Genomic DNA, 22296 nt, shown 5'->3' on the forward strand with positions numbered 1-22296 from the left:
GTGACGTAGGGGGTCACCTCCACCCGGAACCGTCGCGCCGTCGCTGTCATGGACCCAGTCCACCAGAGGGGTCTGACAGAAACGGCGCCCGAACAGCGTCCTGAACAGCTAATTCTCTGCTAGCGGGCCGCCACCTGGCGTGACGAAAGAAGTCGACCGGTGTCTGGACCGTCGTCGTCAGTGGGGAGGCATCAGGCGGGGGAGGGCTGTGCCGATCGGGCGGCGACGACCTCGACGCGGCTCCGGCGGCCAGTTCGGGGACGCCCGTGTGTCGACGCAGGGCCGCTCGGGAGCGACTCGTTCACCTGGGCGGTCTGCCGAGTCGGGTCGGTCATGCCGATCGAGCGGCGACGACTCGACGCGTCCAGGGCGACCAGTTGGGGGACCCCCTATCCAGGAGGACCGACGGGGCTGATCTCGACGCGGACACCTGGGTGGTGCTGCGGGGGCAGGTCGATCGCGTCGGACGGGCGGCGTCCGCATCGGTCACCACCTGCGCCACCACCGTCGTCCCTCGTCGGCACGACCCGTGCGGCCGCTCAATCGGCACCAATACGACAAACCTGGGTAGCCCGGGGCGCCTTGCTCCCGACACTGCGCCCCGAGCCCTTTCCGCCCACCCACAGCAGGTGAGTAGGCCGGGCTCTCAGAGCGGCGCCTCCACGAAGACGCAGAACGGATGCCCCGCCGGGTCGACCAGCACGTACAGCGGCTCGTCCGGGTCCTCGCTGCGGTCCAGCCGGAGCGTCGCCCCGAGCCCCAATGCGGTCTGCAGCACCTGCTGCAGGCTCAGCACATCGGGCACGGAACAGTCCAGGTGCAGCTGCATCGGGACGTCGTCCTCGGGCCAGGTGGTCGGCGTGAGCCGCTCCACCTGCTGGAACGCCAGCTGCGGCGCGCCGCCGGGGCTGCGCAGCACCAGCCACTCCAGCTCGTCTGGTCCCTCGGCCGGGGGTTCGTCCCCGGGCCGGTACTCGTAGCCGAGCAGCTGCCGGTAGAACTCGGCCAGCGTGCGGATGTCGGTGCCGTCGAGCACCACCTGCCGGATGGTCGGGACGATCACGGCCCCTCCTCGTCGATGCGGTCGGATCCACCATGCTCCGGGGGTACGACACCGTCGACCCGGGCGCCCGGCGGTGCCAGGGTGTGGTCCATGACCTACGGATCGCCGGAGTTCGACTGGGACGTGCTGACCCGCCCCGACGTGGCCTCGCTGCTCGCCGGCCAGCTGGGGTTCTCCTGGCTCGACCTGCACGAGCACCTGCAGGACCTCGCCGACGACGAGTACTTCTGGAAGCCCGCGCCGTGGGCCCTCTCGATCGCCCCGCGCAGCAAGACCAGCCGGCGCACCGCCGGCGCGGGGGAGTGGGTGGTGGAGTGGCCCGACGGCCCCGACGACCCCGGGCCGCGCACCATCGCCTGGCTGGTCTCGCACCTCGTCGAGGTGTTCACCGAGCGCTGGGAGTGGACCTTCGGCGGCCGCACCCGGCGGCGCGACGACCTGGTGCTGGCGCACCCCAGCGCCGAGGCCGGGGTCGCGGCGCTGGTGGAGGCGGTCGGCGCCTGGCGGGAGGGCATCGCGGGGCTGTCCGAGGACGAGCTGTGGACGGTCGGGCGCAGCCAGGCCACCCCGGTCGACCAGCAGGCACCCTTCGCCCACCTGGTGCTGCACCTCAACCGCGAGCTGATCCACCACGGCGCCGAGATCACCGTGCTGCGCGACCTCTACCGGGCGAGCTCCGCGGCGTAGGCGGCCAACGACCGCTGGTAGCGCGGCAACCGGGGAGCCAGCGCGCCCAGCGCGAGGCCCAGCGCCTCCCGTTCCCGGCCAAGGTCGGCCAGGCACAGTGCGAGGAACGCCCGGACGGCGTCGTCCAGGTCGTCGGACGTGCGGTCCAGCTCCGCCTCGAGCAGCTGCGCGCCGTCGGCCGGGCGGCCCAGGTTGCGGTACGAGCTGGCCAGCTGGACGGCGGCCCGCCGGCGCCGGAGGCCACCAACCCCAGCCGCAGCGCCTCCTCGTAGAGCGGCACCGCCTGCTCCGGGTGACCGGTGGAGTCGTGCGCCCCGGCCAGCTCGAACACCCCGGACCCGTCCCCGGTGGGGCAGGCCGCGGCGAGCTCCGCCGCCCGGGCCACGAAGTCCGGGGCGTCCACGTCACCGGCCCACAGCTGCGCCACCTGCTCGTCCCAGTCCACGGCCGACAGCATGCCCGCGGAATCGTCGGTGGCCCGTGCCAGGGTCACCGCATGAGACCGGTCATCACCCTGATCACGCTCGGCGTCACCGACCTCGCCCGGGCCCGGGCGTTCTACGCGGCCCTGGGCTGGCGGGAGTCCAGCCAGTCCCAGGAGGAGGTCGCGTTCCTGCAGGGCGCCGGCACCCACCTGGGCCTGTGGTCCCGCACCGAGCTGGCCGCCGACTCCGAGGTCGCCGACGACACCGGCGGCTGGGGCGGCATCACCCTGGCCCACAACGTGGGGTCCACCGCCGAGGTGGACGAGGTGCTGGCCGAGGCGGCCGCCGCCGGCGGCACCGTGCTGCGGCCCGGCACCGCCACGTTCTGGGGCGGCTACAACGGGGTGTTCGCCGACCCCGACGGCCACCGCTGGGAGATCGCGCACAACCCGGCCTGGCCCCTGGACGACGCCGGCCGGTCCCAGCTGCCCGACTGAGCCGCTCAGAGCTTGCGGAGCAGGACCCGCTTCACCGAGTGGTCGGCAGCCTTCTGCAGCACCAGCCGGGCCCGCGACCGGGTCGGGGCGATGTTGGTGCGCAGGTTGGGTCCGTTCACCGCCGCCCAGATGCCGCGGGCGGTCTCGACGGCCTCGGCGTCGGTCAGGTCGGCGAAGCGGTGGAAGTAGGCGCCCTCGTCCTGGAACGCCGTCCGGCGCAGGGCGAGGAACCGCTCCACGTACCACTGCTCGACGTCCTGCTCGCCGGCGTCGACGTAGACGGAGAAGTCGAAGAAGTCCGACAGGAACACCTCCGGCACCCGGCCGTCGGCACGGTTGCCCGCCTGCAGCACGTTCAGGCCCTCCAGCACCAGGACGTCGGGGCGGTCGACCAGCTGCACCTCGCCGGGCAGGACGTCGTAGGACTGGTGGGAGTACAGCGGCGCGGTCACCGAGCCCCGGCCACCCTTGACGTCGGCCAGGAACCGCAGCAGCGCCCGGCGGTCGTAGGTCTCCGGGAAGCCCTTGCGGCCGAGCAGACCGCGGGACTCCAGGACCGCGTTGGGGTGCAGGAAGCCGTCGGTGGTGACCAGGTCGACCCGCGGGGTGTCCGGCTGGGCGGCCAGCAGGGCCTGCAGCAACCGGGCGGTGGTGCTCTTGCCGACCGCGACGCTGCCGGCGACGGCGATCACGTACGGCATCTTCGCGGTGCTGGTGCCCAGGAACTCCGACTGGGCGGTCCACAGCCGGCGGCTGGCGGCGACCTGCAGCGCCAGCAGGCGGGCCAGCGGCAGGTAGACAGTGCGCACCTCGTCCAGGTCGATCCGGTCGCCCAGGGTGGCCAGCCGGGCCAGCTGGGCGGCGTCCAGCGGCAGGTCCTGGTTCTTCGCGAGGGCACGCCACTGGTCACGGTCGAACGCCGCGTACGGCGAGGGATGGCTCCGCGGGGCGACCGTCACGGCGACCATGGTGCCGTCGGCCCACCCGTCCACCTCGCCCGGGTGGGCCCGGGCCCCGTCGCCGGGTGCACCCGGTCGGGCGCGTCTAGGGTTCGGGTGTGCCGACGCGACCGGGTCTGCTCGACCGCATCGAGCAGTACTTCGCCCTCTCCCCGCTCCCGGAGACGGCCGTCCGCCGGGTCGGTGCCCTCGACGTCCCGGTCGGCTCCGCCGAGTGGCCCTACCCGGCGCGCCCGCACCCGGGTGGCGGGCCGGTGCCGGTCGCCGACATCGAGGCGGCGCTGGCGCTGCAGCGGGAGTCCGGCATGCCCGAGGCGCTCGAGTGGTTCGCCCAGCGCAACCCGGGCCTGGCCCAGGCCGCCCGCAGCGCCGGGCTCGGGATCGACGAGCTGCCGCTGCTGGTCGCCGTGGACGACGTGGAGGTCACCCTCCCCGAGGGCGTCCGCTTCTTCCTGGTCGGCGCCGACGACCCGCAGCTGGCCACCTACCAGCGGCTGGCCCAGCTGGCCTTCGCCACCCCGGTCGGCGCGACCGCCGGGCCCATCTCCTCCGCGCCCGGCGCGGCCCCCGACCGGCTGGTCGACCCCCCGCAGCCCACCAGCGTGCTGCGCGAGCGGATCGCCGACGGGCGCACGGTCATGATGATCGCCGTCGAGGACGGCGAGCCGGTCGCCGTCGGCTCGCACCAGCCGGTCGACGTGGACGGCACCGGCATGAGCGAGATCGTCGGCGTGGCCACGCTGCCCCGCTTCCGCGGCCGCGGCCTGGGCGCGGGGCTGGCCTCCACGCTGGTCGAGCACGCCCGGGAGACCGTGCAGACGGTCTTCCTGGCCGCCGGGGACGACGACGTCGCGCGGGTCTACGAGCGGGTCGGCTTCGCCCGGATCGGCACCACGCTGGTCGCCGAGCGCGTCAGCGACTGAGCGCCGCCGCCGCGGCGTCCACCGCGGCCCGGGCGGCCGGCCAGTCGACGACGTCGACGGGGAACGTGGCCAGCACGACCACCACCCGGTCGTCGACGACGCCGATCGAGTGCAGGTACCGCTGCCCGTCGAGCACCATCCAGCCCTGCTTGGCCGCCGTCCCCGCCGACCGGCCCGGACCCAGCAGCCCGAAGGACTGGTCGAAGCCGTCCGCACCGGCCGGGGTGGCCCGGGACAGGGCGCCCAGCAGCAGCTCGGCGTCGTCGGGGTGCGCCCGGTCGGGCAGCTCGGTGAGGAACCGGGCCGGGTCGGCGGCGGTGGTCAGCGTCTGGCCCCAGGCGCCCGGGTCGGGAGTGGGTGCCGAGGTGCCCTGCAGGTCGTAGCGGGCGACCACGTCGGCCAGCACCGCCGGGCCGTCGTAGGCCACCCACAGCTCGGACGCCGCGAGGTCGTCGGAGCTGGTGAGGGCCGCGTCGATCCGGGCCAGGTCCTCGGCGGGCAGCGCGGTGCCGGCGGTCCGGGCGGTGGCGAGGATGCCCTCGGCCAGGTACAGCTTGACCAGCGACGCGGTGGGCACCGGCCGGTCGACGTCCCCGACCGCCCAGGATCCCGCCGAGCCCCGGGCGACCGCGTCGGCGGTCGTGCCCGGAGGCTCGGGGGACTGCACGGGCGCGACGGCGGCGACCAGCGTGCCGACCGGACCGAACCCGACCAGCGCGGCCCCGATCGGCGAGACGGCGGGGAACGGGGCGACCAGGGCGGTCGGCTGCACCGACCGGACGACGGCGACCGGCGCAGCCTGGGCAGCCTCGGCCTCCACCAGGAGACCGGCCACCAGCACCGCGGTGACCGCGACCGTGCGACCACCCCAGCGACTCATGGGTTGTGCACTACCCACCGCCGTCCGGGTCACACGCCGCGGGTCACGAGACCTCGAACGTCGGCACCAGGGTGGCCCGGGCCAGCGTGTGGCTGAACAGGTTGAAGCCGAGGAACGCGCAGGAGCCCTCCGCCGGGACGCCGAGGTCGTCGGTGTCCAGTGCGTGCACCACCACGTAGTACCGGTGCGGGCCGTGGCCGGCCGGGGGAGCGGCACCGACGAAGCCGGCGAACCCGGCGTCGTTGCGCAGCTGCACGGCGCCCTCGGGCAGGCCGCCGTCGGCGGCACCGGAGGGGAGCTCGGTGACCGAGGCGGGGATGCCGGTGACCGCCCAGTGCCAGAAGCCGCTGGCGGTGGGGGCGTCGGGGTCGTAGACGGTCACGGCGAAGCCCTTGGTGCCCTCGGGGAACTCCGACCAGGACAGCTGCGGGGAGCGGTCCTCGCCGTCCAGACCCATCTTGCCGCTGACCTGCTCACGGCCCAGCGGCTGTCCGTCGCGCACATCGGAGCTGGTCAGGGCGAACTCGGGCACCTCGGGCAGGAAGTCGTACGGGTTGGGCGGGGTCTGACGGGACATCGGGTGCTCCTCCGGTGCGGTGGATCGGTCGTACCCAACCTAGGAGGGGGAGACCGCGCCCGCTCACCAGGCGGCAGCCGTACCGTCTGCCCCGTGCTGGGACTACCCGAGACCATCCGTGGCTGCCTGTTCGACCTCGACGGCGTGCTCACGCAGACCGCCACCGTCCACCAGGCGGCCTGGAAGCGGACCTTCGACGAGTTCCTGCGTGCCCGCGACCCGCAGGCCGCGGAGTTCAGCGATGCCGACTACCAGCGCTACGTCGACGGCAAGCCGCGCGCGGACGGCGTCCGCGACTTCCTGGCCTCCCGCAGCATCGAGCTGGCCGAGGGGACGCCGGACGACGGTCCCGACGAGCAGACCGTGCAGGGCGTGGCCACCCGCAAGAACGACCTGGTGCAGGCCGAGCTCGACGAGCACGGCGTCACCGTCTACGAGGGCTCGGTCCGCTACCTGCGGGCGGTCAAGGACGCCGGCCTGCCGGTGGCCGTGGTGACCGCGTCGGCCAACGGCGAGAAGGTGATCGCCGCCGGCGGGTTCGCCGACCTGGTCGACGCCCGCATCGACGGCGTGGTGACCGCCCGGGAGGGCTACCGGGGCAAGCCCGCGCCGGACACGTTCCTGGCCGGCGCCCGGGCCCTGGGCCTGCAGCCGGGGGAGGCGGTGGTCTTCGAGGACGCCCAGTCCGGCGTGGCCGCCGGCCGCGCGGGGGACTTCGGCTACGTCGTGGGCGTGGACCGGGTCGGGCAGGCCGACGCGCTGCGCGAGCACGGCGCCGACGTCGTCGTCACCGACCTGGCCGAGCTGCTCGGGGACCCGTCGTGACCGAGGGGCGCGCGCACTTCCCGATCGAGGCCTGGGCGCTCACCGAGACCGGCATCGACCACGACAGCCTCGCGGTCAACGAGTCGGTGTTCGCCCTGGCCAACGGGCACATCGGCATGCGCGGCACGCTGGAGGAGGGCGAGCCCTCCGTCGTCCCGGGCACCTACCTCAACGGCTTCTTCGAGGAGCGCCCGCTGCCCTACGCCGAGGCCGGCTACGGCTTCCCGGAGGAGGGCCAGACCGTCGTCAACGTGACCGACGGCAAGCTGATCCGGCTGCTGGTCGGCGACTCCCCGCTGGACCTGGACTACGGCCAGATCATCTCCCACGAGCGCACCCTGGACCTGCGGGCCGGCGTGCTGCGGCGGTGCACCGAGTGGCGCTCGCCGAACGGGCGGACCGTGGAGCTGCGCAGCACCCGGCTGGTCTCGCTGACCCGCCGGTCGATCGCCGCGATCCGCTACGAGGTGCGCTGCACCGACGACGGCGGCGACCTCTACGTGGCCATCCAGTCCGACCTGCTGGCCAACGAGGTGGTGGAGAACTCCGGGTCCGACGACCCGCGCGCGGCCGCCGCGCTGCGCAAGCCGCTGCAGTCCGAGCTGCACACCGGCCGCGGCCGGCACGCGGTGCTCGTGCACCAGACCACGACCAGCCGGCTGCGGATGGCCGCCGGCATGGACCACGACGTGCTCATCCCCGACAGCGCCAGCGAGGACCTGGAGGTCTCCCCGGACCTCGCCCGCTACACGCTGGCCGCCCGGCTGCCGGCGGGGGAGAAGCTGCGGCTGGTCAAGTACCTGGCCTACGGCTGGTCCTCCCGGCGGTCCTCGGCCGCCGTCCGGGACCAGGTGGAGGGCGCCCTCGCGGTGGCCAAGCTGGCCGGCTGGGACCGCCTGGCCGCCGAGCAGCGCGAGCTGCTGGACGGCCACTGGGCGCAGGCCGACGTCACCATCGAGGGCGACGACGAGCTGCAGCAGGCCGTGCGGGTGGGCATGTTCCACGTCCTGCAGGCCGGCCTCCGCGCGGAGAAGCAGCCGATCCCGGCCAAGGGCCTCACCGGCCCGGGCTACGACGGGCACGCGTTCTGGGACACCGAGACCTACGTCCTCCCGGTGCTGACCTACACCGCGCCGGAGGCCGTCCGGGACGCCCTGATCTGGCGGTGGAGCACCCTGGACCTGGCCCGCGAGCGCGCCGCCGTCCTCGGGCAGAAGGGCGCGGCGTTCCCGTGGCGGACCATCCGCGGCGAGGAGACCAGCGGGTACTGGCCGGCCGGCACCGCGGCGTTCCACGTCAACGCCGACATCGCCGACGCCGTCGTCCGGTACCGCAACGCCACGCAGGACGACACGTTCGACGCCGACCACGGCACGGAGATCCTGGTGGAGACCGCCCGGCTGTGGGCGTCGCTCGGGCACATGGACGACGGCCGCGGCTTCCGCATCGACGGCGTGACCGGCCCCGACGAGTACACCGCCGTGGTGGACAACAACGTCTACACGAACTTGATGGCCCAGCGGAACCTGCGCGAGGCGGTCGCCGCCGTGCACCGCCAGCCCGGGGTCGCGGCGCGGCTGCAGGTCACCGAGGACGAGGTCGCCGTCTGGTCCGAGGCCGCGGAGAAGATGCGGATCCCGTTCGACGACGAGCTCGGCGTGCACATGACCAGCGAGGGCTTCACCCGGCACCAGGAGTGGGACTTCGAGGGCACCCCGCCGGACAAGTACCCGCTGCTGCTGAACTACCCCTACTTCGAGATCTACCGCAAGCAGGTGGTCAAGCAGGCCGACCTGGTCATGGCGCTGCACCTGCGCGGGGACGCCTTCACGCACGAGCAGAAGGTCGCCGACTTCGCCTACTACGAAGCCCGCACCGTCCGCGACTCCTCGCTGTCGGCGGCCCAGCAGGCCGTCGTGGCGGCCGAGTGCGGGCACCTCGAGCTGGCCTACGACTACTGGGGCGAGGCCGCGCTCACCGACCTGCAGAACCTGCACGGCAACTCCGGGCACGGCCTGCACATCGCCTCGCTGGCCGGTGGCTGGACCGTGGCCGTCGCCGGGTTCGGCGGCATGCGCGACCACGACGGTCACCTGACCTTCGCCCCGCGGCTGCCCCCGCAGCTGACCGGGCTGGCCTTCCGGGTCGTCTACCAGGGTCGCTGCCTGCGGGTCCGGATCGGCCGGGAGAAGGTCGTCTACCAGCTCGTGTCCGGCGAGCCCCTGGAGATCGGGCACCACGGCGACACGGTGACCGTGACCGACGCCGAGCTGGCGCTGGACATCCCGCCGGCCGCCGAGGTCGAGCCGGTGCACCAGCCCGCGCACTGCGCTCCCCGTCGGCGGGGACGGCACTCAGGGCAGTAGGAGGTCAGGGGAGCAGCCAGCGGACGGCGAGCACCAGGGCGCCGACGTCGACCAGCAGGAAGAGCCCGACCCAGACCAGCCCGGGGACGCCGGTCAGGCGGGCGAGCTGGTCGGCGTCGCTGTCGGGGGAGCCGTGCCGGCGACGGGCGGCCTGCAGCTCCCACACCGTGCGGGGGGCGGCGAGCAGCAGGAACCACACCACGACGTGGGCGAACCCGGCCTGCCACTGCGCCGGCAGCCACCAGGTCGCCGCGAACACCAGCGCCCCGGTGACCAGCACCGACCACAGCCCGTAGAAGTTGCGGATCTGCAGCAGCAGGAGCGCCAGGAGGGCCAGCACCGCCCACAGCATGCCGATCGCGTGCCCGGCGGCCAGCAGCGCGGCGGCGCCCAGCCCGAGCAGACCGGGACCGACGTAGCCGGCCGCCGCGGTGAGCACCATGCCCGGGCCGGTGGGCCGGCCGCGGGAGACGGTCACCCCCGAGGTGTCCGAGTGCAGCCGGATGCCGGCCAGGCGTCGTCCGGTGACCAGCGCGGCGACGCCGTGCGCGCCCTCGTGGGCGATCGTCACCGCGTTGCGGGTGACCCGCCAGAGGTCGCGCTGCACGACCAGGACCAGCGCGAGGACGGCGGTGACCCCCAGCCACAGCGGCGGCAGCGGGGGAGAGGTGGCGCCCACCCGGTCCCAGATCTCGTCCATCGCCGTCCAGCCGACCACACCGGCCCGCCGAGGGCTGAGCCCGGGGCTCGACGGGTAGCGCCCGGGCATGACCGACACCGACCGTCCCAGCATCCCCGCCGCCCAGCTCACCCCCGGCACCGTCGCGCCGGTGGGGTCCTCCGCCGTCGGCACCTCGGGCGGAGAGCTGTTCGCCGTCTCCCGGCGGTGCCGGCACCAGCTCGGCGACCTGTCCCGCGGCACCGTGGACGCCGAGGGCTGCCTGGTCTGCCCCTGGCACGGGGCGCGCTACGACGTCCGCAGCGGGGCGATGGTCGAGGGCCCCCGTGGCTTCCTGGGCTACCACGGCCCGACCTCGGGCTACACGACCGCGGTGCGCTGGCTCGGCCGGGTGCTCCCGCTGCGGGTCCGGCGGGCCGTGCGGCGCGGGGACGACGTCGTCGTCGAGCCCTGAGCCGACCCGCCACGCCGGTGATCCGTCGGGCAGACTGACGCCGGCCGCTTCGAACCCCCGGACGGCCACGAGGAGGCACCCGTGACCGCCCCGCCGATGTCGGCGCCACCCGCCCTGCTCTACGACGCGCAGCGGGACACCCACCACGTCCGCCCGACGTGGCGTGGCTGGCTGCACCTGGCCTGGTCCCAGCTCGCGCTGGTCTTCGGCGTCCTGCTCGTGGTCGCCGCCCGCGGACCGGTGGAGACGACCGCCGTCCTGGTCTACGTCGTCGCCCTGGTCGGCCTGCTCGGCACCAGCGCGCTCTACCACCTGGGCACCTGGTCGCCCGCCGCCCGCCGGGTGCTGCAGCGCCTGGACCAGTCGATGATCGTCGTGCTGGTCGCCGGCACTGCCACCCCGATCGCGCTGCTCGCGGTCCGCGGGACGGCGGGCTACCTGCTGCTGGGCCTGGTCTGGACCTGCGCTCTGGCCGCGATCGGCCTGCACCTGGTCTTCCTGCAGGTGAACGAGGTCCTGATGGGCAGCGTCTTCATCGGGCTGGGTGTGCTGTCGGCCCTCGGCCTGCCTGCGCTGTGGGACACCGCCGGCCACGCCGCCGGGTGGCTCGTGCTGGGCGGGGGAGCGCTCTACATCCTCGGCGCGGTCGGCTACCACCTGCGCCGGCCCGATCCCCGCCCGCTGGTCTTCGGCTACCACGAGGTGTTCCACGCCCTGGTCTGCGCCGCGGCCACCTGCCACTTCCTCGCCGTCTCCGTCCTGCTGGCGGCCCGGTGAAGCTGACCTGGGCGTACGCGCTCGTCATGGCCGTCGGCACCCCGATCGTGCGCGGCTGGGGCCGGTTGCGGGTGGTCGGCGCGGAGCACGTGCCGGCGACCGGCCCCGTCGTCCTCATGGCCAACCACGACAGCGCCTGGGACCCGGTCGTGGTCGGGGTGGCCGCCGTCCGGCGCCGGCAGGTGCGGGCGCTGGCGAAGGACTCGCTGTGGAAGAACAAGGTCGTGGGCGCCGTCCTGGACCGGATGGGGCAGATCCCGGTGTCCCGCGGTCGCGGGGACGCCGCCGCCCTGGCCGCCGCCGTCGCGGTGCTCCGGGACGGCGGCTGCATCGGTGTCTTCCCCGAGGGCACCGTCTCCCGCGGGCGGACCATGAAGGTGTTCAGCGGCGCCGGCCGGCTGGCCCAGGCCGTCGAGGGCACCCCGGTGGTGGGCGTGCGGATCACCGGTGCGGTGGACGTCGTCCGCTTCCCGAAGCGGCCGCGGATCACCGTGGAGTTCCTGCCGCCGGTGCAGCCGCTGCCGGGGGAGTCGGCGCTGGCGCTGACCCGCCGGGTGGTCGCCGAGGTGCGCTCCACCGCCCCGCCGCAGATCCCCGGCCGGGCCAAGGCCGCCGCCGGGTTCCGGCAGCTGGTCGCCGAGCACGACGCGCAGCGCCCGACGGGCTGACCCGGCTCAGCCGGCGAGGCCGGGCGCCAGGACGACGGCGGCCAGCAGCGGCCCGGCGAGCAGCAGCACCGGCCACCGGCCGGGTCGGCCGCGCCGGGCCAGGGAGTGCACGACCGCGGCGGTGCCCAGCAGCGCGAGCGTGGTCGCGTCCAGCGCCCAGGTGCGGTCGGCGTCCGGCGGCAGCTGCAGCCGGTTGACCAGCATCGCGGCCCCGACCACCAGCGCGGCGGCCAGCAGGGCCAGCTGGCCGACGAGGTCGCCGGCACCGGGCCACCGGTCCCGGCACCGGGGGTCGGCGGGCCGGGTGACGGGGGAGGACGACACGGCGGCGGCGCGCTGGTACGGGGTCACCACACGACCCTCTCCGGCGGGGGACGGCGACCCCACCGCAGCACTACTCAACCGGGACCGGGCAGAACTGTCGGTGCGCGGGCCTACGGTGCCCTCACCACCCGGCGACCGCCCCCGAGGAGACCCGCGATGACCACGTTGACCGACCGCCCGAACACCGCCCTGTTGGTGATCGACGTGCAGAACGGGGTGATGGCCGGCTCGCACGGGACCGACGAGGTCGTGCAGCGGATCGACGGCCTGGTCTCCCGGGCGCGCGCCGAGCAGGTGCCGGTCGTGTGGGTGCAGCACTCGTCTGCCGAGCTGCCGCAGGGCAGCGAGCAGTGGCAGGTCGTGCCGCAGCTGCAGCGCGCCGAGGGGGAGGCGCTCGTGCACAAGGAGCACGGCGACTCCTTCGAGGGCACCGACCTCGAGCAGGTGCTCGCCGGTGCCGGGGTCGGCCGGCTGGTGGTCACCGGTGCGCAGACCGACGCCTGCATCCGCTCCACCATCCACGGGGCGTTCACCCGCGGCTACGACGTCACGCTGGTCGGCGACGCGCACACCACGGAGGACCTCAGCGACTACGGCGCCCCGGCGCCGGCCGACTTCATCTCCCACACCAACCTGTACTGGGGCTTCCAGACCGCACCCGGCCGCACCGCCGCGGTGGTGCCGGCCGCCGACGTCACCCTGGCCGGCTGACGCGGTGCGCGTCGTCGGCATCACGCCGAACCTGCCCGTGGCCGACGTCGAGCAGGCCGGGTTCTGGCGCGACTTCGTGGGGCTGTGCGAGCAGGAGTTCAGCCTGGGCTGGGTGGCCCGGTACACCGACCCGGCGACCGGCCTGCACGTCCAGCTGGTCACCGCCGACGCCACCGCTCCCGAGGACTCCGCCCTCACGGTGAAGACCGACGACGTCGACGCCGCCTACGCCGAGGCCCGCGCGGCGGGCTACGAGATCGTGCACCCGCTGACCACCGAGCCGTGGGGCGTGCGGCGGTTCTTCGTCCGGGCACCCGACGGCACGGTTGTCAACGTGGCCCAGCACAGCGGCTGAACGGCCCGGCCGCCGGCGCTGGCTAGAGTGCCGCGGTGAGCTCCACGCCCCGCTTCGGCCGCTTGATCACCGCCATCGCCACCGCGTTCGACGCGCAGGGCCGGGTCGACCTCGAGGCCACCGCCCGCATCGCCAGGCACGTCGTGGACACCGGCAGCGACGGCGTCGTGGTCTCCGGGACGACGGGAGAGGCGCCGACCACCACCGTGCCCGAGGACGGCGAGATCCTGGCCGCCGTCCGGGAGGCGGTGGGGGACCGGGCGACCGTGATCGCCGGCGTCGGGACCAACAGCACGGCGCACTCGGTGGAGATCGCGGAGCAGGCGGCCGGCATCGGCGCCGACGGCCTGCTGGTGGTGACGCCGTACTACAACAAGCCCAGCCAGAACGGCATCCTCGGGCACATCACGACCGTCGCCGGGGTCAGCGACGTCCCGGTGATGCTCTACGACGTGCCGAGCCGGACCGGGTCCTCGATCGCGCTGGACTCCTACCGGGCCGCCCTCGAGCTGGACACCGTCGTCGCCGTCAAGGACGCCACCGGCAACCCCGCCCAGGCCGCGCGGCTGCGGCAGCTGGGCTACGAGGTCTACTGCGGCGACGACGCCCTGACCCTGGGCTACCTGGCCTACGGCGCGGTCGGCCTGGTGAGCGTCGTGGCGCACGCGGCTGGGGAGCAGCTGCGGGCGATGGTCGAGGCCTTCCTCGCCGGCGACCACGGCACGGCGCTGGAGATCCACACCCGGCTGCTGCCGGCCTTCGACGCGGTCATGGGCGTGCCGAACTACGGCGCGTCGACCGCCAAGGCCGCCCTGCAGCTGCTCGGCGTCCTCGACGACCGCCGGGTCCGCCAGCCGCTGGCCGAGCTCGACGACACCGAGGTCGCCGCCCTGCGCGCCGGCCTGGCCGCGGCCGGCCTGCTGGCACCGTAGGCCCCGGGTGTCCACGACCCCTGGGCTCACCGTCCGCCCGCGCGAGGACGCCGATCTGCCGCGCCTGCTGGAGATCCTGCAGCGCAGCCACGAGCTGGTCGGCTACCCGGTGCGGGCCTCCGTCGTCCGGGCGGACTGGCTGGCGCTGCCGACCGAGCTGGTGTCCGCGGTCGCCGTCCACGACGGGCGGGTGGTCGGGCACGTGGCCCTGCACCCGGCGACCGGGCCCGGTCACGACGCGGGGGAGCAGCTGGCCGCGCAGCGCTGGTCGGCGGCCACCGGGACGCCCGCCGAGCGCCTGGCGGTGCTGTCCCGGCTGGTCACCGACGGCTCGGTGCGCGGCGCGGGGCTGGTGCTGCTCGACCACGCGGTCGCGACGGCGGGGTCGCTCGGGCGGGTCCCGGTGCTGCTGGTGACCCCGGACGCCGACGCCCGCGGGCTCTACCTGCGGCACGGGTGGCGGGAGGTCGGCACCGCCCGGCAGCAGTGGGGCGAGCACACCGTCGACGCGGTGCTGATGGTCCTGGCCGGCGGGGAAGACTGACGTCGTGTTCCACATCGCCTTCCACGAACCCCGCATCCCGCCGAACACCGGCAACGCGATCCGGCTCGTGGCGGCCACCGGGGCGCACCTGCACCTGATCGGTCCGCTGGGGTTCGACCTGTCCGACGCCAAGCTGCGGCGGGCGGGGCTGGACTACCACGACCTCGCCTCGGTCACCGTGCACGACGGCCTGCCCGAGTTCCTCGCCGCGGTGCCCGCCGCCCGGGTCTTCGCCTTCACCGCCTCGGCCACGACCCGGTACACCGACGTCGCCTACCGGCCCGGGGACGTGCTGCTGTTCGGCCCGGAGCCGACGGGGCTCGCCGAGGAGGTCCTGGCCGACCCGCGGGTGACCGACCGGCTGCGGATGCCGATGCTGGCCGGCCGGCGGTCGCTGAACCTGTCGAACGCCGCGGCGATCGCCGCCTACGAGGCCTGGCGCCAGCACGACTTTGACGGCGCCTGAGCCCGCCCTGGCGCTCGGGCTGCCGATAGAACATCGTGTAGCCCCACCAGGTGGACCAGCTCCGGAGGTCGACGTGACGCGACTCAGCCCTCAGCTCTACCGGACCGCGCTGGACCTGGTGGCCGCCCGCCAGCAGGACGAGTACGCCGTCTTCGAGGTCGTGCTGGAGGAGCTGTCCGGCGCGCCGGACGGCCTGGGGGTACTGGGCGTGCTCGCGGTGACGAACCTGTCGGTGCGGCAGGCCAGCGCCGTCGGCCGGTGCCCGGCGTCCCGGGTGCTCGACGGGTTGCGGGTGCAGCCGGTGCCGGCCGCCCAGCCGGTGGTGCCCACCGTCCTGACGCTGCTCTACACCGCGACCGAGGACCTGGGGGAGGCCAGCCGACTGGCCCACGACCTCGGGTCCGACGACCGGGCCGAGCCCTGCATGGTCGTGCTGGCCGACGTGTCGATCGCGATGGCCGAGCGGCTGACCGCGTTCTGCGGCGTGCCGCAGCCGCAGATCATCGCCTCGTGGCGTCAGCAGGCAGAGGCGATGATCGCCGACGACAGCTGGGCCGCCTGAGCGGGGTCTGAACTCCGTTACCTGACATAATGTCGATTATCGGCAGAGTCCAGAACGGCCGAGAGGGGTCTGGTGGGCCGTCCGCCGGACGGCTCGGACGTCGCAGCCCAGCACCGCGCCGACCAGGACGTCGTCAGCTCGTCCGGACCGTCGGTCGTCGTAAACGAACGCCCTGTCGCGACGCTTGTGCACCCCGACGCCTCGGCGTCCACCGGTCGCCGGCGCGGACCCCGGCTGCACGTCGACCGGCGGCCGCCCGACCCGACCGCTCGGCACCCGGCGAACAGCCGAGCCCGGCCCGATGACCCCCGATGTCGGGCCCTGGTCCAGATGGCCGCCGCTCCCCCCGGACCCACCGAGACCAGCCCGGTTGCGTCACGGTGACGCAATGACGTCACTCGTAGTGGTACCGGCAGGCAGCGATCCGGACAGCGTCGTCGTCGACGCGGTAGACCAGTCGGTGCTCCTCGGTGATCCGCCGGGACCAGTAGCCGTGGAAACCGTCCCGCAGCGGCTCGGGCTTGCCGATGCCGTCGTTGCCGTTGCCTGCGATGTCCGCGATCAACGTGTTGATGCGCCGCAGGACCTTGCGGTCCTGCTGCTGCCACCAGAGGTAGTCGTCCCAGCCGTCCTGGTCGAAGACGACGCGCATCAGCCGTCGGGGTCGACGAGCTCCCGCTCGACGCCGCCGCCGGCCTCGAGCCGTTCGACCGACGCCAGCAGGCGCCGGGCGTTGGCCGGGCTGCGCAGCAGGTGGGCGGTCTCCTTGAGCGACTCGTACTCGTCGAGGGCGACGATCACCGCGGGCTCGTGGCCGGCGCGGGTGATGATCACTTCCTCGCGGTCGTCGACGACGCTGCTGAGCACCTCCGCGTACCGGGCACGGGACTCGCTGTAGCTCATGGTCCGCACGGGCCACCCCCTTGTACGCAAAACCGTACGACTCGGCGACCGGGCGGTCAACGGACGCGCTGCACCTGCTCCCCCAGCCGAGTCAGGCCCTTCTCGAACACCGGACCCAGCACCTTCTCCATCGGCACCACCCGGGCGGCCACCCGCATGAGCCGGTTGAGCGTGCCGGTGCCGGCCCAGGTGACCCGGGTGCCGCCGTCCACCTCGGTGAGCGTGAACGTCGACGTGCTGCGCGAGCGCAGCGGCTTGGTGTTCTCCTGCTCGACGACCACCCGGGTGGCCGACACGTCGGTCAGCTCCATCCGGCCGGCGCCGGCCTTCATCGACCCGGCCCAGGCGTAGCTGCTCCCCACCCCGGACCCGTCGTAGGTCCGCTGCATGTCCGGGTCGAGGTCCTCGAACGGCGACCAGTCGCGCCACCGGCGGAAGTCGACCAGCCGCTCCAGGACGGCGGCGGGCGGCGCCGCGACGACGGTCTCGCGGGTCACGGTGTAGGTGTCGGCCACGGCGGGATGGTGCCAGACCACGGTCGGGTGTCGGGTGCCCGCGGACCCGGCGGGTCGCCTAGGCTCCGGGCATGGAGATCCGCCGTCCGGTCGTCACCGCCGTCACCGCCCTCGTCCTGCTCGGTGGCGGGGCCGCCCTGACCGGTTGCAGCGACACCGACGGCCTGGGTCAGCGCAGCGGCACGTCGAAGGACTCCACGGACAACCTGTCGGGCAACGACCCGACCGACGTCTCCCAGGGCAGCGTCTACAACCACGGCAACCAGGACCCCGCGGGCGACGTCGGCATCGAGGAAGGCGCGCCGGTCGACTGACCGGCCTGCCCCGGTCGGCGGGTCAGCCCGCCGACCGCCCGGTCAGCCACAGCTTGTCCAGCCGGCCCGTCGAGCGCACCAGCTCCGACAGCGCCCGCTCCAGCTCGGCCTTGGTCGGCTTCTCCGTCAGCAGGGTCTGCACGTCCTCCAGGGCGCAGCGCAGCTGGAACAACCTGTCCTGCAGGCCGTCGAGCTCCGTGCGGGTCACCAGCACGACGTCGGGCGACAGGCCGGCCTTCGCGGTGGCCGAGCGCTGCTCGTAGGCTCGCTGCCGGCACGCCTGGCCGCAGTACAGCCGCGGCCGCCCCACGGACTCCTGCTCCGGCAGCACGTTGCGGCACCAGCCGCAGCGGCGTTCCTCGGCGTCGGCCGGGCGCCGCCGGGACCGCCGGGAAGACGCACCCGGCGCCGGGACGTCGTGCGTCACGACCTGCTCTGCCACCACGAGCGGAAAGGTAGACGTCCAGCGCCCGCACAGGGGCCGGACACGCCCGCACGACCCCCGGCAGCGGCGCGTCGCACGGTCGCCCAATAGCGTGACGGCGTGCCGGTGCCGCGCTTCCCGTTCCTCGACGGGCCCACACCGCTGGCCATGGCCCACCGCGGCGGCGCGATCGAGCACGTGGAGAACACCCGGCCGGCGTTCCAGGCCTGCGTCGACCTGGGCTACCGGTACCTAGAGACCGACGTCCGGGCGACCGCCGACGGCGTGCTGGTCGCCTTCCACGATGCCGTCCTGGACCGGGTGACCGACCGGGTCGGCCGGGTCGACGCGCTGCCCTGGAGCGAGGTGCAGGGGGCGCTGATCGGCGGCCGTGACCCCGTGCTGCCGCTGGAGGAGCTGCTCACCGCCTGGCCCGACGTCCGCTTCAACATCGACGTGAAGACCGCCGGGGTCCTCGCTCCCCTGGCCGCGCTCATCAGGCGCACCGGCACCCTGCACCGCATCTGCCTGGCCTCGTTCTCCGACGCCCGGGTGGCGGCCGCCCGCCGGCTGCTCGGGCCCGAGCTGTGCACCTCGCTGGGCCCCAAGGGCGTGGCCGCCCTCCGGCTGTCCTCCTGGTCGCCCCGCGCGGCCGGCCTGGTGCGGATCCAGGCGGGCTGCGCCCAGGTGCCGGTGCAGCTGGGCGGGCGACCGCTGGTCGACGAGCGGTTCGTGGCCGCGGCGCACGAGCGGGGCCTGCAGGTGCACGTCTGGACCGTCGACGACCCCGTCGAGGTCGACCGCCTGCTGGACCTCGGCGTCGACGGCATCCTCACCGACCGGCCCACCATGCTGCGCGAGGTGTTCACCCGCCGCGGGGTCTGGGGCCCGGCATGAGGGAACGGCTGCGGACCTGGCGACCGGCCACCCCACCGCTGCCCGCCGACCTCGAGGCCTCCGTCGTCGACACCGACCCCGAGTGGTTCGGCCGGGAGCTGGCGATCGCCGCGCAGCCGCCCTGGTGGCTGTGGCGCCTCGCGCTGACCACCGTGTCGCCCGCGGTGTCCCTGTTCGGCCGGGTGCTGGTCACCGGGTCGGTCCCGGAGCACCTGCGGCGTGGCCCGCTGATCCTGGCCGCGAACCACATCGGCGACTACGACACCTTCACCGTCGCCGCCGCGCTGCACGGGGTCGGGGTGGTCCCCCGGTTCCTGGCCACCGGCGGGATCATGAAGGCCCCGGTGGCCGGACCCGTCCTCGAGCGGTCCGGCGGCATCCGGGTGGACCGCGGCACCGACGTCGCCGCGCACGCCATGCGGGTGGTGCTGGTCGCGCTGGAGCACGGCGGGCAGGTGCTGGTCTACCCCGAGGGCCGGGTGGGCCTGACCGCCGACGGCTGGCCCGAGCGCGGGCGCACCGGCCTGGCCCGCCTGGCGCTGCAGACCCGGGTCCCGGTCATCCCGGTCAGCCAGTGGGGTGCCCACGAGGTGCTGCAGTACGGCAACGACTGGGGCAAGCTGCGCACCGCGCTGTCGGCGGCCTGGCGGCAGCCGGCGCTGCGGGTGCACGTCGGCGCCCCGGTGCCCCTCGACGACCTGGAGCCCGGCCGGACCGGGGACGCCAACCGGGCCCGCACCCGCATCATGGCTGCCATCACCCGGGGTCTGGTCCCGCTGCGCGCCCATGAACCCACCGACCGGATCGCCTTCGCCGACCCCACCCGCCCGGTGAAGGCCGTGGCCGCCTTCCCCGGAGGACTCGTGCCCGCCGACGTGCCCGGTGCTGGACCACCCCCGCCCCCGGCTGGCACCCTGCGCCGGTGAGCGCAGCCCAGGGCACCACCAGCACCCCCGACCGGGCACTGCGCCGCGAGCGCACCGGTTGGTACTCCTACGACTGGGCGATGTCGGTGTTCAACACCAGCGTCACCACCGTCTTCCTGGGGCCCTACCTGACCTCGGTGGCCCGCGACGCCGCCGGCCCGGACGGGAAGCTGGGCTTCCTGGGGATCGACCCGGGCAGCTGGTTCTCCTTCGTGCTGTCGTTCTCCGTCGTCGTCCAGGTCGTCGTGCTGCCGATCACCGGCGCCGTGGCCGACCGGACCGGACGACGGCGCGAGCTGCTGGCCGGGTTCGCCTTCCTCGGCGCCGCCTCGTGCACCGGCCTCTTCTTCGTCGCCGACGGCCGCTACGTGCTGGGGGCCGGGCTGTTCGTGCTGGCCAACATCAGCTTCGGCGCGGCCACCGTCGTCTACTACTCCTGGCTGCCCGACCTCGCCAGGCCCGACGAGCGCGACAAGGTCTCCAGCCGGGGCTGGGCGGTCGGCTACGTGGGCGGCGCGCTGCTGCTCGCCGTCCACCTGGGGCTGTTCCTGTCCGCGGAGTCCCTCGGGCTGACCGAGGGCGAGGCGGTGCGGATCTGCCTGGCCACCGCCGGCCTGTGGTGGGGCGCCTTCACCGTCTTCACCGTGTCCCGGCTGCGCAACCGGCCGGTAGCGGTCACCGAGGGCCGGACGGGGAGCGGGTTCCGGCAGCTGGCGAGCACGCTGAAGGAGATGCGGGCCTTCCCGCTGACCCTCTGGTTCCTCGGCGCCTACCTGCTGTTCAACGACGGCGTGCAGACCGTCATCTCGCTGTCGGCGGTCTACGCCACCGAGGAGCTGGACCTCGAGCAGTCGGTGCTCACCGGCGCCATCCTCATGGTCCAGGTGGTCGCCATCGCCGGCGCCCTGGGCCTGGGGCGGGTCGCCGCCCGGTACGGCGCCACCCGGACCGTCCTGGGCTGCCTGGTGGCCTGGACGGCGGTGCTGGTGGCCGCGTTCTTCCTGCAGACCGGCGCCGTCGCGCAGTTCTACGCGCTGGCCGCGGTGATCGGGCTGGTCCAGGGCGGCACGCAGGCGCTGTCCCGGTCGCTGTTCAGCCACCTGATCCCGGCGGGCAAGGAGGCCGAGTACTACGGCTTCTACGAGATCAGCGACCGCGGTACCAGCTGGCTCGGCCCGCTGGCGTTCGGCCTGACCTACCAGCTCACCGGCTCCTACCGGCTGGCCATCATCAGCCTTGTGGTCTTCTTCGTCGCCGGGTTCGTGCTGCTGGCCCGGCTGCCCATGCGCCGCGCCGTCCTGGCCGCGGGCAACACCCCGCCGGAGATGCTGTGAGCCAGCCCGTGTCGGTCCCGGCGTCCGGGGACCGGCGCCGGCACGCGGCGCCGGCGCACCTGACGTTCTTCCACGGCCCGATGGACTGCGGGAAGTCCACGCTGGCCCTGCAGGTGGACCACAACCAGAGCCGGCAGGGCCGGCAGGGGCTGCGGCTGACCCAGGGCGACCGGTCCCGGGCACCGCAGATCAGCAGCCGGGTGGGGCTCTCCCGCGAGGCGGTGGAGCTCGACGCCGACACCGACGTCCGGCTGATGGTCCGGGACCGCTGGGCCGGCGGGCACCGGGTGGACTACGTGGTCGTGGACGAGGCGCAGTTCCTCACCGGCCGCCAGGTCGAGCAGCTGGCCGAGCTGGTCGACGAGTCGCACGTCGACGTCTACGCCTTCGGCCTGACCACCGACTTCCGCGCCGAGCTGTTCCCCGGCACCCGGCGGCTGTTCGAGCTGGCCGACGTGGTGCAGCGGATCCAGGTCGAGGTGCTGTGCTGGTGCGGGGCGCCCGGGCTGCTCAACGCCCGGGTAGTGGACGGCGCGATGGTGCGGGAGGGCGAGACCGTGGTGGTCGCCGACACCGCCCCGGGTCCGTCGGAGGAGGACACCCGCTACCAGGTGCTCTGCCGGCGGCACCACGTCCGGGGCCAGCTCGGACCCACCCCCACCGGACCGGGTCAGCTCAGCTTCCCCGGGCAGCAGCTGGCCGACGGGCAGGTGTCCGTGCGATGATGACCGACTGACGAGACGGAATCTCCGTCCGACTTCCGTCGTTGATCCGATCGGCCCCGTCCGGGTGACTGCCCGCAGCTCGCGCTGCGGATGCGTCAGCGGCCCGCCGATGGGGCATCGAGCACGGACCACCACGAGCACGAGAGGACGGTGTGCCATGGGCGAACGTTCCCTTCGCGGCAGCCGACTGGGCAGCGTCAGCTACGAGACCGAGCGCAACACCGCGCCGATCGACCGGCAGTACGCCGAGTACCGCTGCGAGCAGAACCACATCGTCACGGTGCCCTTCGCCGACGACGCCGAGCTCCCGGACACCTGGGAGTGCAAGTACGACGGTTCCGCCGCCAAGCTGGTGGGCGGGGCCGAGCCGGCCCCCAAGAAGGTCAAGCCCCCGCGCACGCACTGGGACATGCTCCTGGAGCGCCGCTCGGAGGCCGACCTCGAGGAGGTCCTGGCCGAGCGCCTCGACGTCCTGAAGACGCGCCGCACCAAGGTCAGCTGAAGCACGCAGAAGGGCCCCTCCGGATCACGGCGGGTTCTAACGGTCGCTGCAACACCCGAGCACTTCGGGAGTTGCAGCGACC

The 22296-nt window shown here is 74.2% G+C and carries 30 protein-coding genes and 1 pseudogene; 20 read left to right on the forward strand and 11 right to left on the reverse strand.

The features are described 5' to 3' along the window. Positions 1-646: 646 nt before the first annotated feature. A complete protein-coding gene (locus tag UXQ13_RS22700; RefSeq protein WP_225235797.1) occupies positions 647-1063 on the reverse strand; it encodes a VOC family protein in 417 nt (138 codons plus the stop codon). A gap of 90 nt (positions 1064-1153) precedes the next feature. Here UXQ13_RS22700 and UXQ13_RS22705 point away from each other — a divergent pair, with 90 nt between their 5' ends. After that, positions 1154-1750: a DinB family protein gene (locus UXQ13_RS22705; protein WP_225235796.1), complete on the forward strand. Its 597-nt coding sequence runs from the start codon at positions 1154-1156 to the stop codon at positions 1748-1750. Here UXQ13_RS22705 and UXQ13_RS23725 read toward each other — a convergent pair. Then, positions 1726-2207, reverse strand: a pseudogene (locus tag UXQ13_RS23725) (tetratricopeptide repeat protein). The gene UXQ13_RS22705 and the pseudogene UXQ13_RS23725 sit on opposite strands and share 25 nt — an antisense overlap. A 39-nt stretch (positions 2208-2246) precedes the next feature. Here UXQ13_RS23725 and UXQ13_RS22710 point away from each other — a divergent pair. Then, on the forward strand, positions 2247-2672 hold the full coding sequence (locus UXQ13_RS22710) for a VOC family protein (RefSeq protein WP_336393033.1): 426 nt from the start codon (positions 2247-2249) through the stop codon (positions 2670-2672). A gap of 5 nt (positions 2673-2677) precedes the next feature. On the opposite strand, the gene coaA is transcribed toward UXQ13_RS22710, so the two are convergent. Then, the gene (coaA, locus tag UXQ13_RS22715; RefSeq protein ID WP_225236110.1) at positions 2678-3640 is read right to left on the reverse strand and encodes a type I pantothenate kinase; all 963 of its coding nucleotides are present in this window, start codon (positions 3638-3640) and stop codon (positions 2678-2680) included. Positions 3641-3729: 89 nt separating this feature from the next. Here coaA and UXQ13_RS22720 point away from each other — a divergent pair, with 89 nt between their 5' ends. Beyond that, positions 3730-4554 carry a GNAT family N-acetyltransferase gene (locus UXQ13_RS22720; protein WP_336393034.1) on the forward strand — a complete coding sequence of 275 codons (825 nt, stop codon included), beginning with the start codon at positions 3730-3732 and terminating at the stop codon, positions 4552-4554. On the opposite strand, the gene UXQ13_RS22725 is transcribed toward UXQ13_RS22720, so the two are convergent. Both UXQ13_RS22725 and UXQ13_RS22730 read right to left on the reverse strand, forming a co-directional pair. Then, a complete protein-coding gene (locus tag UXQ13_RS22725; protein WP_225235793.1) occupies positions 4544-5434 on the reverse strand; it encodes a class A beta-lactamase-related serine hydrolase in 891 nt (296 codons plus the stop codon). The two genes, UXQ13_RS22720 and UXQ13_RS22725, sit on opposite strands and share 11 nt — an antisense overlap. A 43-nt stretch (positions 5435-5477) precedes the next feature. Further along, positions 5478-6011 (reverse strand): YbhB/YbcL family Raf kinase inhibitor-like protein, encoded by a 534-nt coding sequence (locus UXQ13_RS22730; protein WP_225235792.1) that lies wholly within the window; start codon positions 6009-6011, stop codon positions 5478-5480. 93 nt (positions 6012-6104) lie between these two features. On the opposite strand from UXQ13_RS22730, the gene UXQ13_RS22735 reads away from it, so the two are divergent. Both UXQ13_RS22735 and UXQ13_RS22740 read left to right on the forward strand, forming a co-directional pair. Next, on the forward strand, positions 6105-6836 hold the full coding sequence (locus tag UXQ13_RS22735; RefSeq protein ID WP_225235791.1) for an HAD family hydrolase: 732 nt from the start codon (positions 6105-6107) through the stop codon (positions 6834-6836). Then, positions 6833-9202 carry a glycoside hydrolase family 65 protein gene (locus tag UXQ13_RS22740; RefSeq protein WP_225235790.1) on the forward strand — a complete coding sequence of 790 codons (2370 nt, stop codon included), beginning with the start codon at positions 6833-6835 and terminating at the stop codon, positions 9200-9202. The genes UXQ13_RS22735 and UXQ13_RS22740 overlap by 4 nt, the downstream gene beginning before the upstream one ends. Positions 9203-9206: 4 nt before the next feature. Here UXQ13_RS22740 and UXQ13_RS22745 read toward each other — a convergent pair whose 3' ends face one another. Further along, positions 9207-9902, reverse strand: coding sequence for a M50 family metallopeptidase (locus tag UXQ13_RS22745; RefSeq protein ID WP_336393035.1), 696 nt, complete (start codon positions 9900-9902; stop codon positions 9207-9209). A gap of 67 nt (positions 9903-9969) precedes the next feature. Here UXQ13_RS22745 and UXQ13_RS22750 point away from each other — a divergent pair, with 67 nt between their 5' ends. The 3 genes from UXQ13_RS22750 (at position 9970) to UXQ13_RS22760 (ending at position 11780) form a co-directional block, all read left to right on the forward strand. Continuing rightward, on the forward strand, positions 9970-10335 hold the full coding sequence (locus UXQ13_RS22750) for a Rieske (2Fe-2S) protein (RefSeq protein WP_225235788.1): 366 nt from the start codon (positions 9970-9972) through the stop codon (positions 10333-10335). A gap of 81 nt (positions 10336-10416) precedes the next feature. Beyond that, positions 10417-11112: a PAQR family membrane homeostasis protein TrhA gene (gene trhA, locus UXQ13_RS22755; protein ID WP_225235787.1), complete on the forward strand. Its 696-nt coding sequence runs from the start codon at positions 10417-10419 to the stop codon at positions 11110-11112. Further along, positions 11109-11780 (forward strand): lysophospholipid acyltransferase family protein, encoded by a 672-nt coding sequence (locus UXQ13_RS22760; protein WP_225235786.1) that lies wholly within the window; start codon positions 11109-11111, stop codon positions 11778-11780. Before trhA ends, UXQ13_RS22760 begins: the two co-directional genes overlap by 4 nt. Before the next feature lie 6 nt (positions 11781-11786). On the opposite strand, the gene UXQ13_RS22765 is transcribed toward UXQ13_RS22760, so the two are convergent. Beyond that, complete coding sequence (locus tag UXQ13_RS22765; RefSeq protein WP_225235785.1) at positions 11787-12131, reverse strand: hypothetical protein; 345 nt, start codon at positions 12129-12131, stop codon at positions 11787-11789. A gap of 129 nt (positions 12132-12260) precedes the next feature. On the opposite strand from UXQ13_RS22765, the gene UXQ13_RS22770 reads away from it, so the two are divergent. From UXQ13_RS22770 to UXQ13_RS22795, 6 genes are all read left to right on the forward strand, one after another. Then, on the forward strand, positions 12261-12815 hold the full coding sequence (locus UXQ13_RS22770; protein WP_225235784.1) for a cysteine hydrolase family protein: 555 nt from the start codon (positions 12261-12263) through the stop codon (positions 12813-12815). A 4-nt stretch (positions 12816-12819) separates the two neighbouring features. After that, positions 12820-13170 (forward strand): VOC family protein, encoded by a 351-nt coding sequence (locus UXQ13_RS22775; protein WP_225235783.1) that lies wholly within the window; start codon positions 12820-12822, stop codon positions 13168-13170. Positions 13171-13205: 35 nt separating this feature from the next. Then, the gene (dapA, locus tag UXQ13_RS22780) at positions 13206-14102 is read left to right on the forward strand and encodes a 4-hydroxy-tetrahydrodipicolinate synthase (protein WP_225235782.1); all 897 of its coding nucleotides are present in this window, start codon (positions 13206-13208) and stop codon (positions 14100-14102) included. Between the two features lie 7 nt (positions 14103-14109). Further along, on the forward strand, positions 14110-14646 hold the full coding sequence (locus tag UXQ13_RS22785) for a GNAT family N-acetyltransferase (RefSeq protein WP_225235781.1): 537 nt from the start codon (positions 14110-14112) through the stop codon (positions 14644-14646). A 4-nt stretch (positions 14647-14650) separates the two neighbouring features. Then, a complete protein-coding gene (locus UXQ13_RS22790; protein WP_225235780.1) occupies positions 14651-15112 on the forward strand; it encodes a tRNA (cytidine(34)-2'-O)-methyltransferase in 462 nt (153 codons plus the stop codon). A gap of 73 nt (positions 15113-15185) precedes the next feature. Next, positions 15186-15674, forward strand: a complete 489-nt coding sequence (locus UXQ13_RS22795) for a hypothetical protein (RefSeq protein ID WP_225235779.1) — start codon at positions 15186-15188, stop codon at positions 15672-15674. A 394-nt stretch (positions 15675-16068) separates the two neighbouring features. On the opposite strand, the gene UXQ13_RS22800 is transcribed toward UXQ13_RS22795, so the two are convergent. The 3 genes from UXQ13_RS22800 to UXQ13_RS22810 are packed head-to-tail and all read right to left on the reverse strand — an operon-like array spanning position 16069 to position 17092. Next, a complete protein-coding gene (locus UXQ13_RS22800) occupies positions 16069-16326 on the reverse strand; it encodes a Txe/YoeB family addiction module toxin (RefSeq protein ID WP_225235778.1) in 258 nt (85 codons plus the stop codon). Beyond that, positions 16326-16577: a type II toxin-antitoxin system Phd/YefM family antitoxin gene (locus UXQ13_RS22805; protein ID WP_225235777.1), complete on the reverse strand. Its 252-nt coding sequence runs from the start codon at positions 16575-16577 to the stop codon at positions 16326-16328. The genes UXQ13_RS22800 and UXQ13_RS22805 overlap by 1 nt, the downstream gene beginning before the upstream one ends. A gap of 56 nt (positions 16578-16633) precedes the next feature. Next, positions 16634-17092, reverse strand: coding sequence for an SRPBCC family protein (locus tag UXQ13_RS22810; RefSeq protein WP_225235776.1), 459 nt, complete (start codon positions 17090-17092; stop codon positions 16634-16636). A 71-nt stretch (positions 17093-17163) separates the two neighbouring features. Between UXQ13_RS22810 and UXQ13_RS22815 the strand changes: the two genes are divergently transcribed. Then, positions 17164-17406 carry a hypothetical protein gene (locus UXQ13_RS22815; RefSeq protein WP_225235775.1) on the forward strand — a complete coding sequence of 81 codons (243 nt, stop codon included), beginning with the start codon at positions 17164-17166 and terminating at the stop codon, positions 17404-17406. 22 nt (positions 17407-17428) lie between these two features. Here the strand turns inward: UXQ13_RS22815 and UXQ13_RS22820 are convergent, their stop codons facing one another. Then, positions 17429-17851, reverse strand: coding sequence for a hypothetical protein (locus tag UXQ13_RS22820; RefSeq protein ID WP_225235774.1), 423 nt, complete (start codon positions 17849-17851; stop codon positions 17429-17431). 99 nt (positions 17852-17950) lie between these two features. Between UXQ13_RS22820 and UXQ13_RS22825 the strand changes: the two genes are divergently transcribed. From UXQ13_RS22825 to UXQ13_RS22845, 5 genes are all read left to right on the forward strand, one after another. Then, positions 17951-18727, forward strand: a complete 777-nt coding sequence (locus UXQ13_RS22825) for a glycerophosphodiester phosphodiesterase family protein (RefSeq protein WP_225235773.1) — start codon at positions 17951-17953, stop codon at positions 18725-18727. Next, on the forward strand, positions 18724-19653 hold the full coding sequence (locus UXQ13_RS22830) for a lysophospholipid acyltransferase family protein (protein ID WP_225235772.1): 930 nt from the start codon (positions 18724-18726) through the stop codon (positions 19651-19653). The genes UXQ13_RS22825 and UXQ13_RS22830 overlap by 4 nt, the downstream gene beginning before the upstream one ends. Beyond that, on the forward strand, positions 19650-20987 hold the full coding sequence (locus UXQ13_RS22835) for an MFS transporter (RefSeq protein WP_225235771.1): 1338 nt from the start codon (positions 19650-19652) through the stop codon (positions 20985-20987). The genes UXQ13_RS22830 and UXQ13_RS22835 overlap by 4 nt, the downstream gene beginning before the upstream one ends. After that, the gene (locus UXQ13_RS22840) at positions 20984-21712 is read left to right on the forward strand and encodes a thymidine kinase (RefSeq protein WP_225235770.1); all 729 of its coding nucleotides are present in this window, start codon (positions 20984-20986) and stop codon (positions 21710-21712) included. The genes UXQ13_RS22835 and UXQ13_RS22840 overlap by 4 nt, the downstream gene beginning before the upstream one ends. Positions 21713-21869: 157 nt before the next feature. Then, on the forward strand, positions 21870-22214 hold the full coding sequence (locus tag UXQ13_RS22845) for an RNA polymerase-binding protein RbpA (RefSeq protein WP_225235769.1): 345 nt from the start codon (positions 21870-21872) through the stop codon (positions 22212-22214). Positions 22215-22296: the final 82 nt, after the last annotated feature.

The sequence above is a fragment of the Klenkia terrae genome, assembly GCF_037083865.1.
Classification (GTDB): domain Bacteria; phylum Actinomycetota; class Actinomycetes; order Mycobacteriales; family Geodermatophilaceae; genus Klenkia; species Klenkia terrae.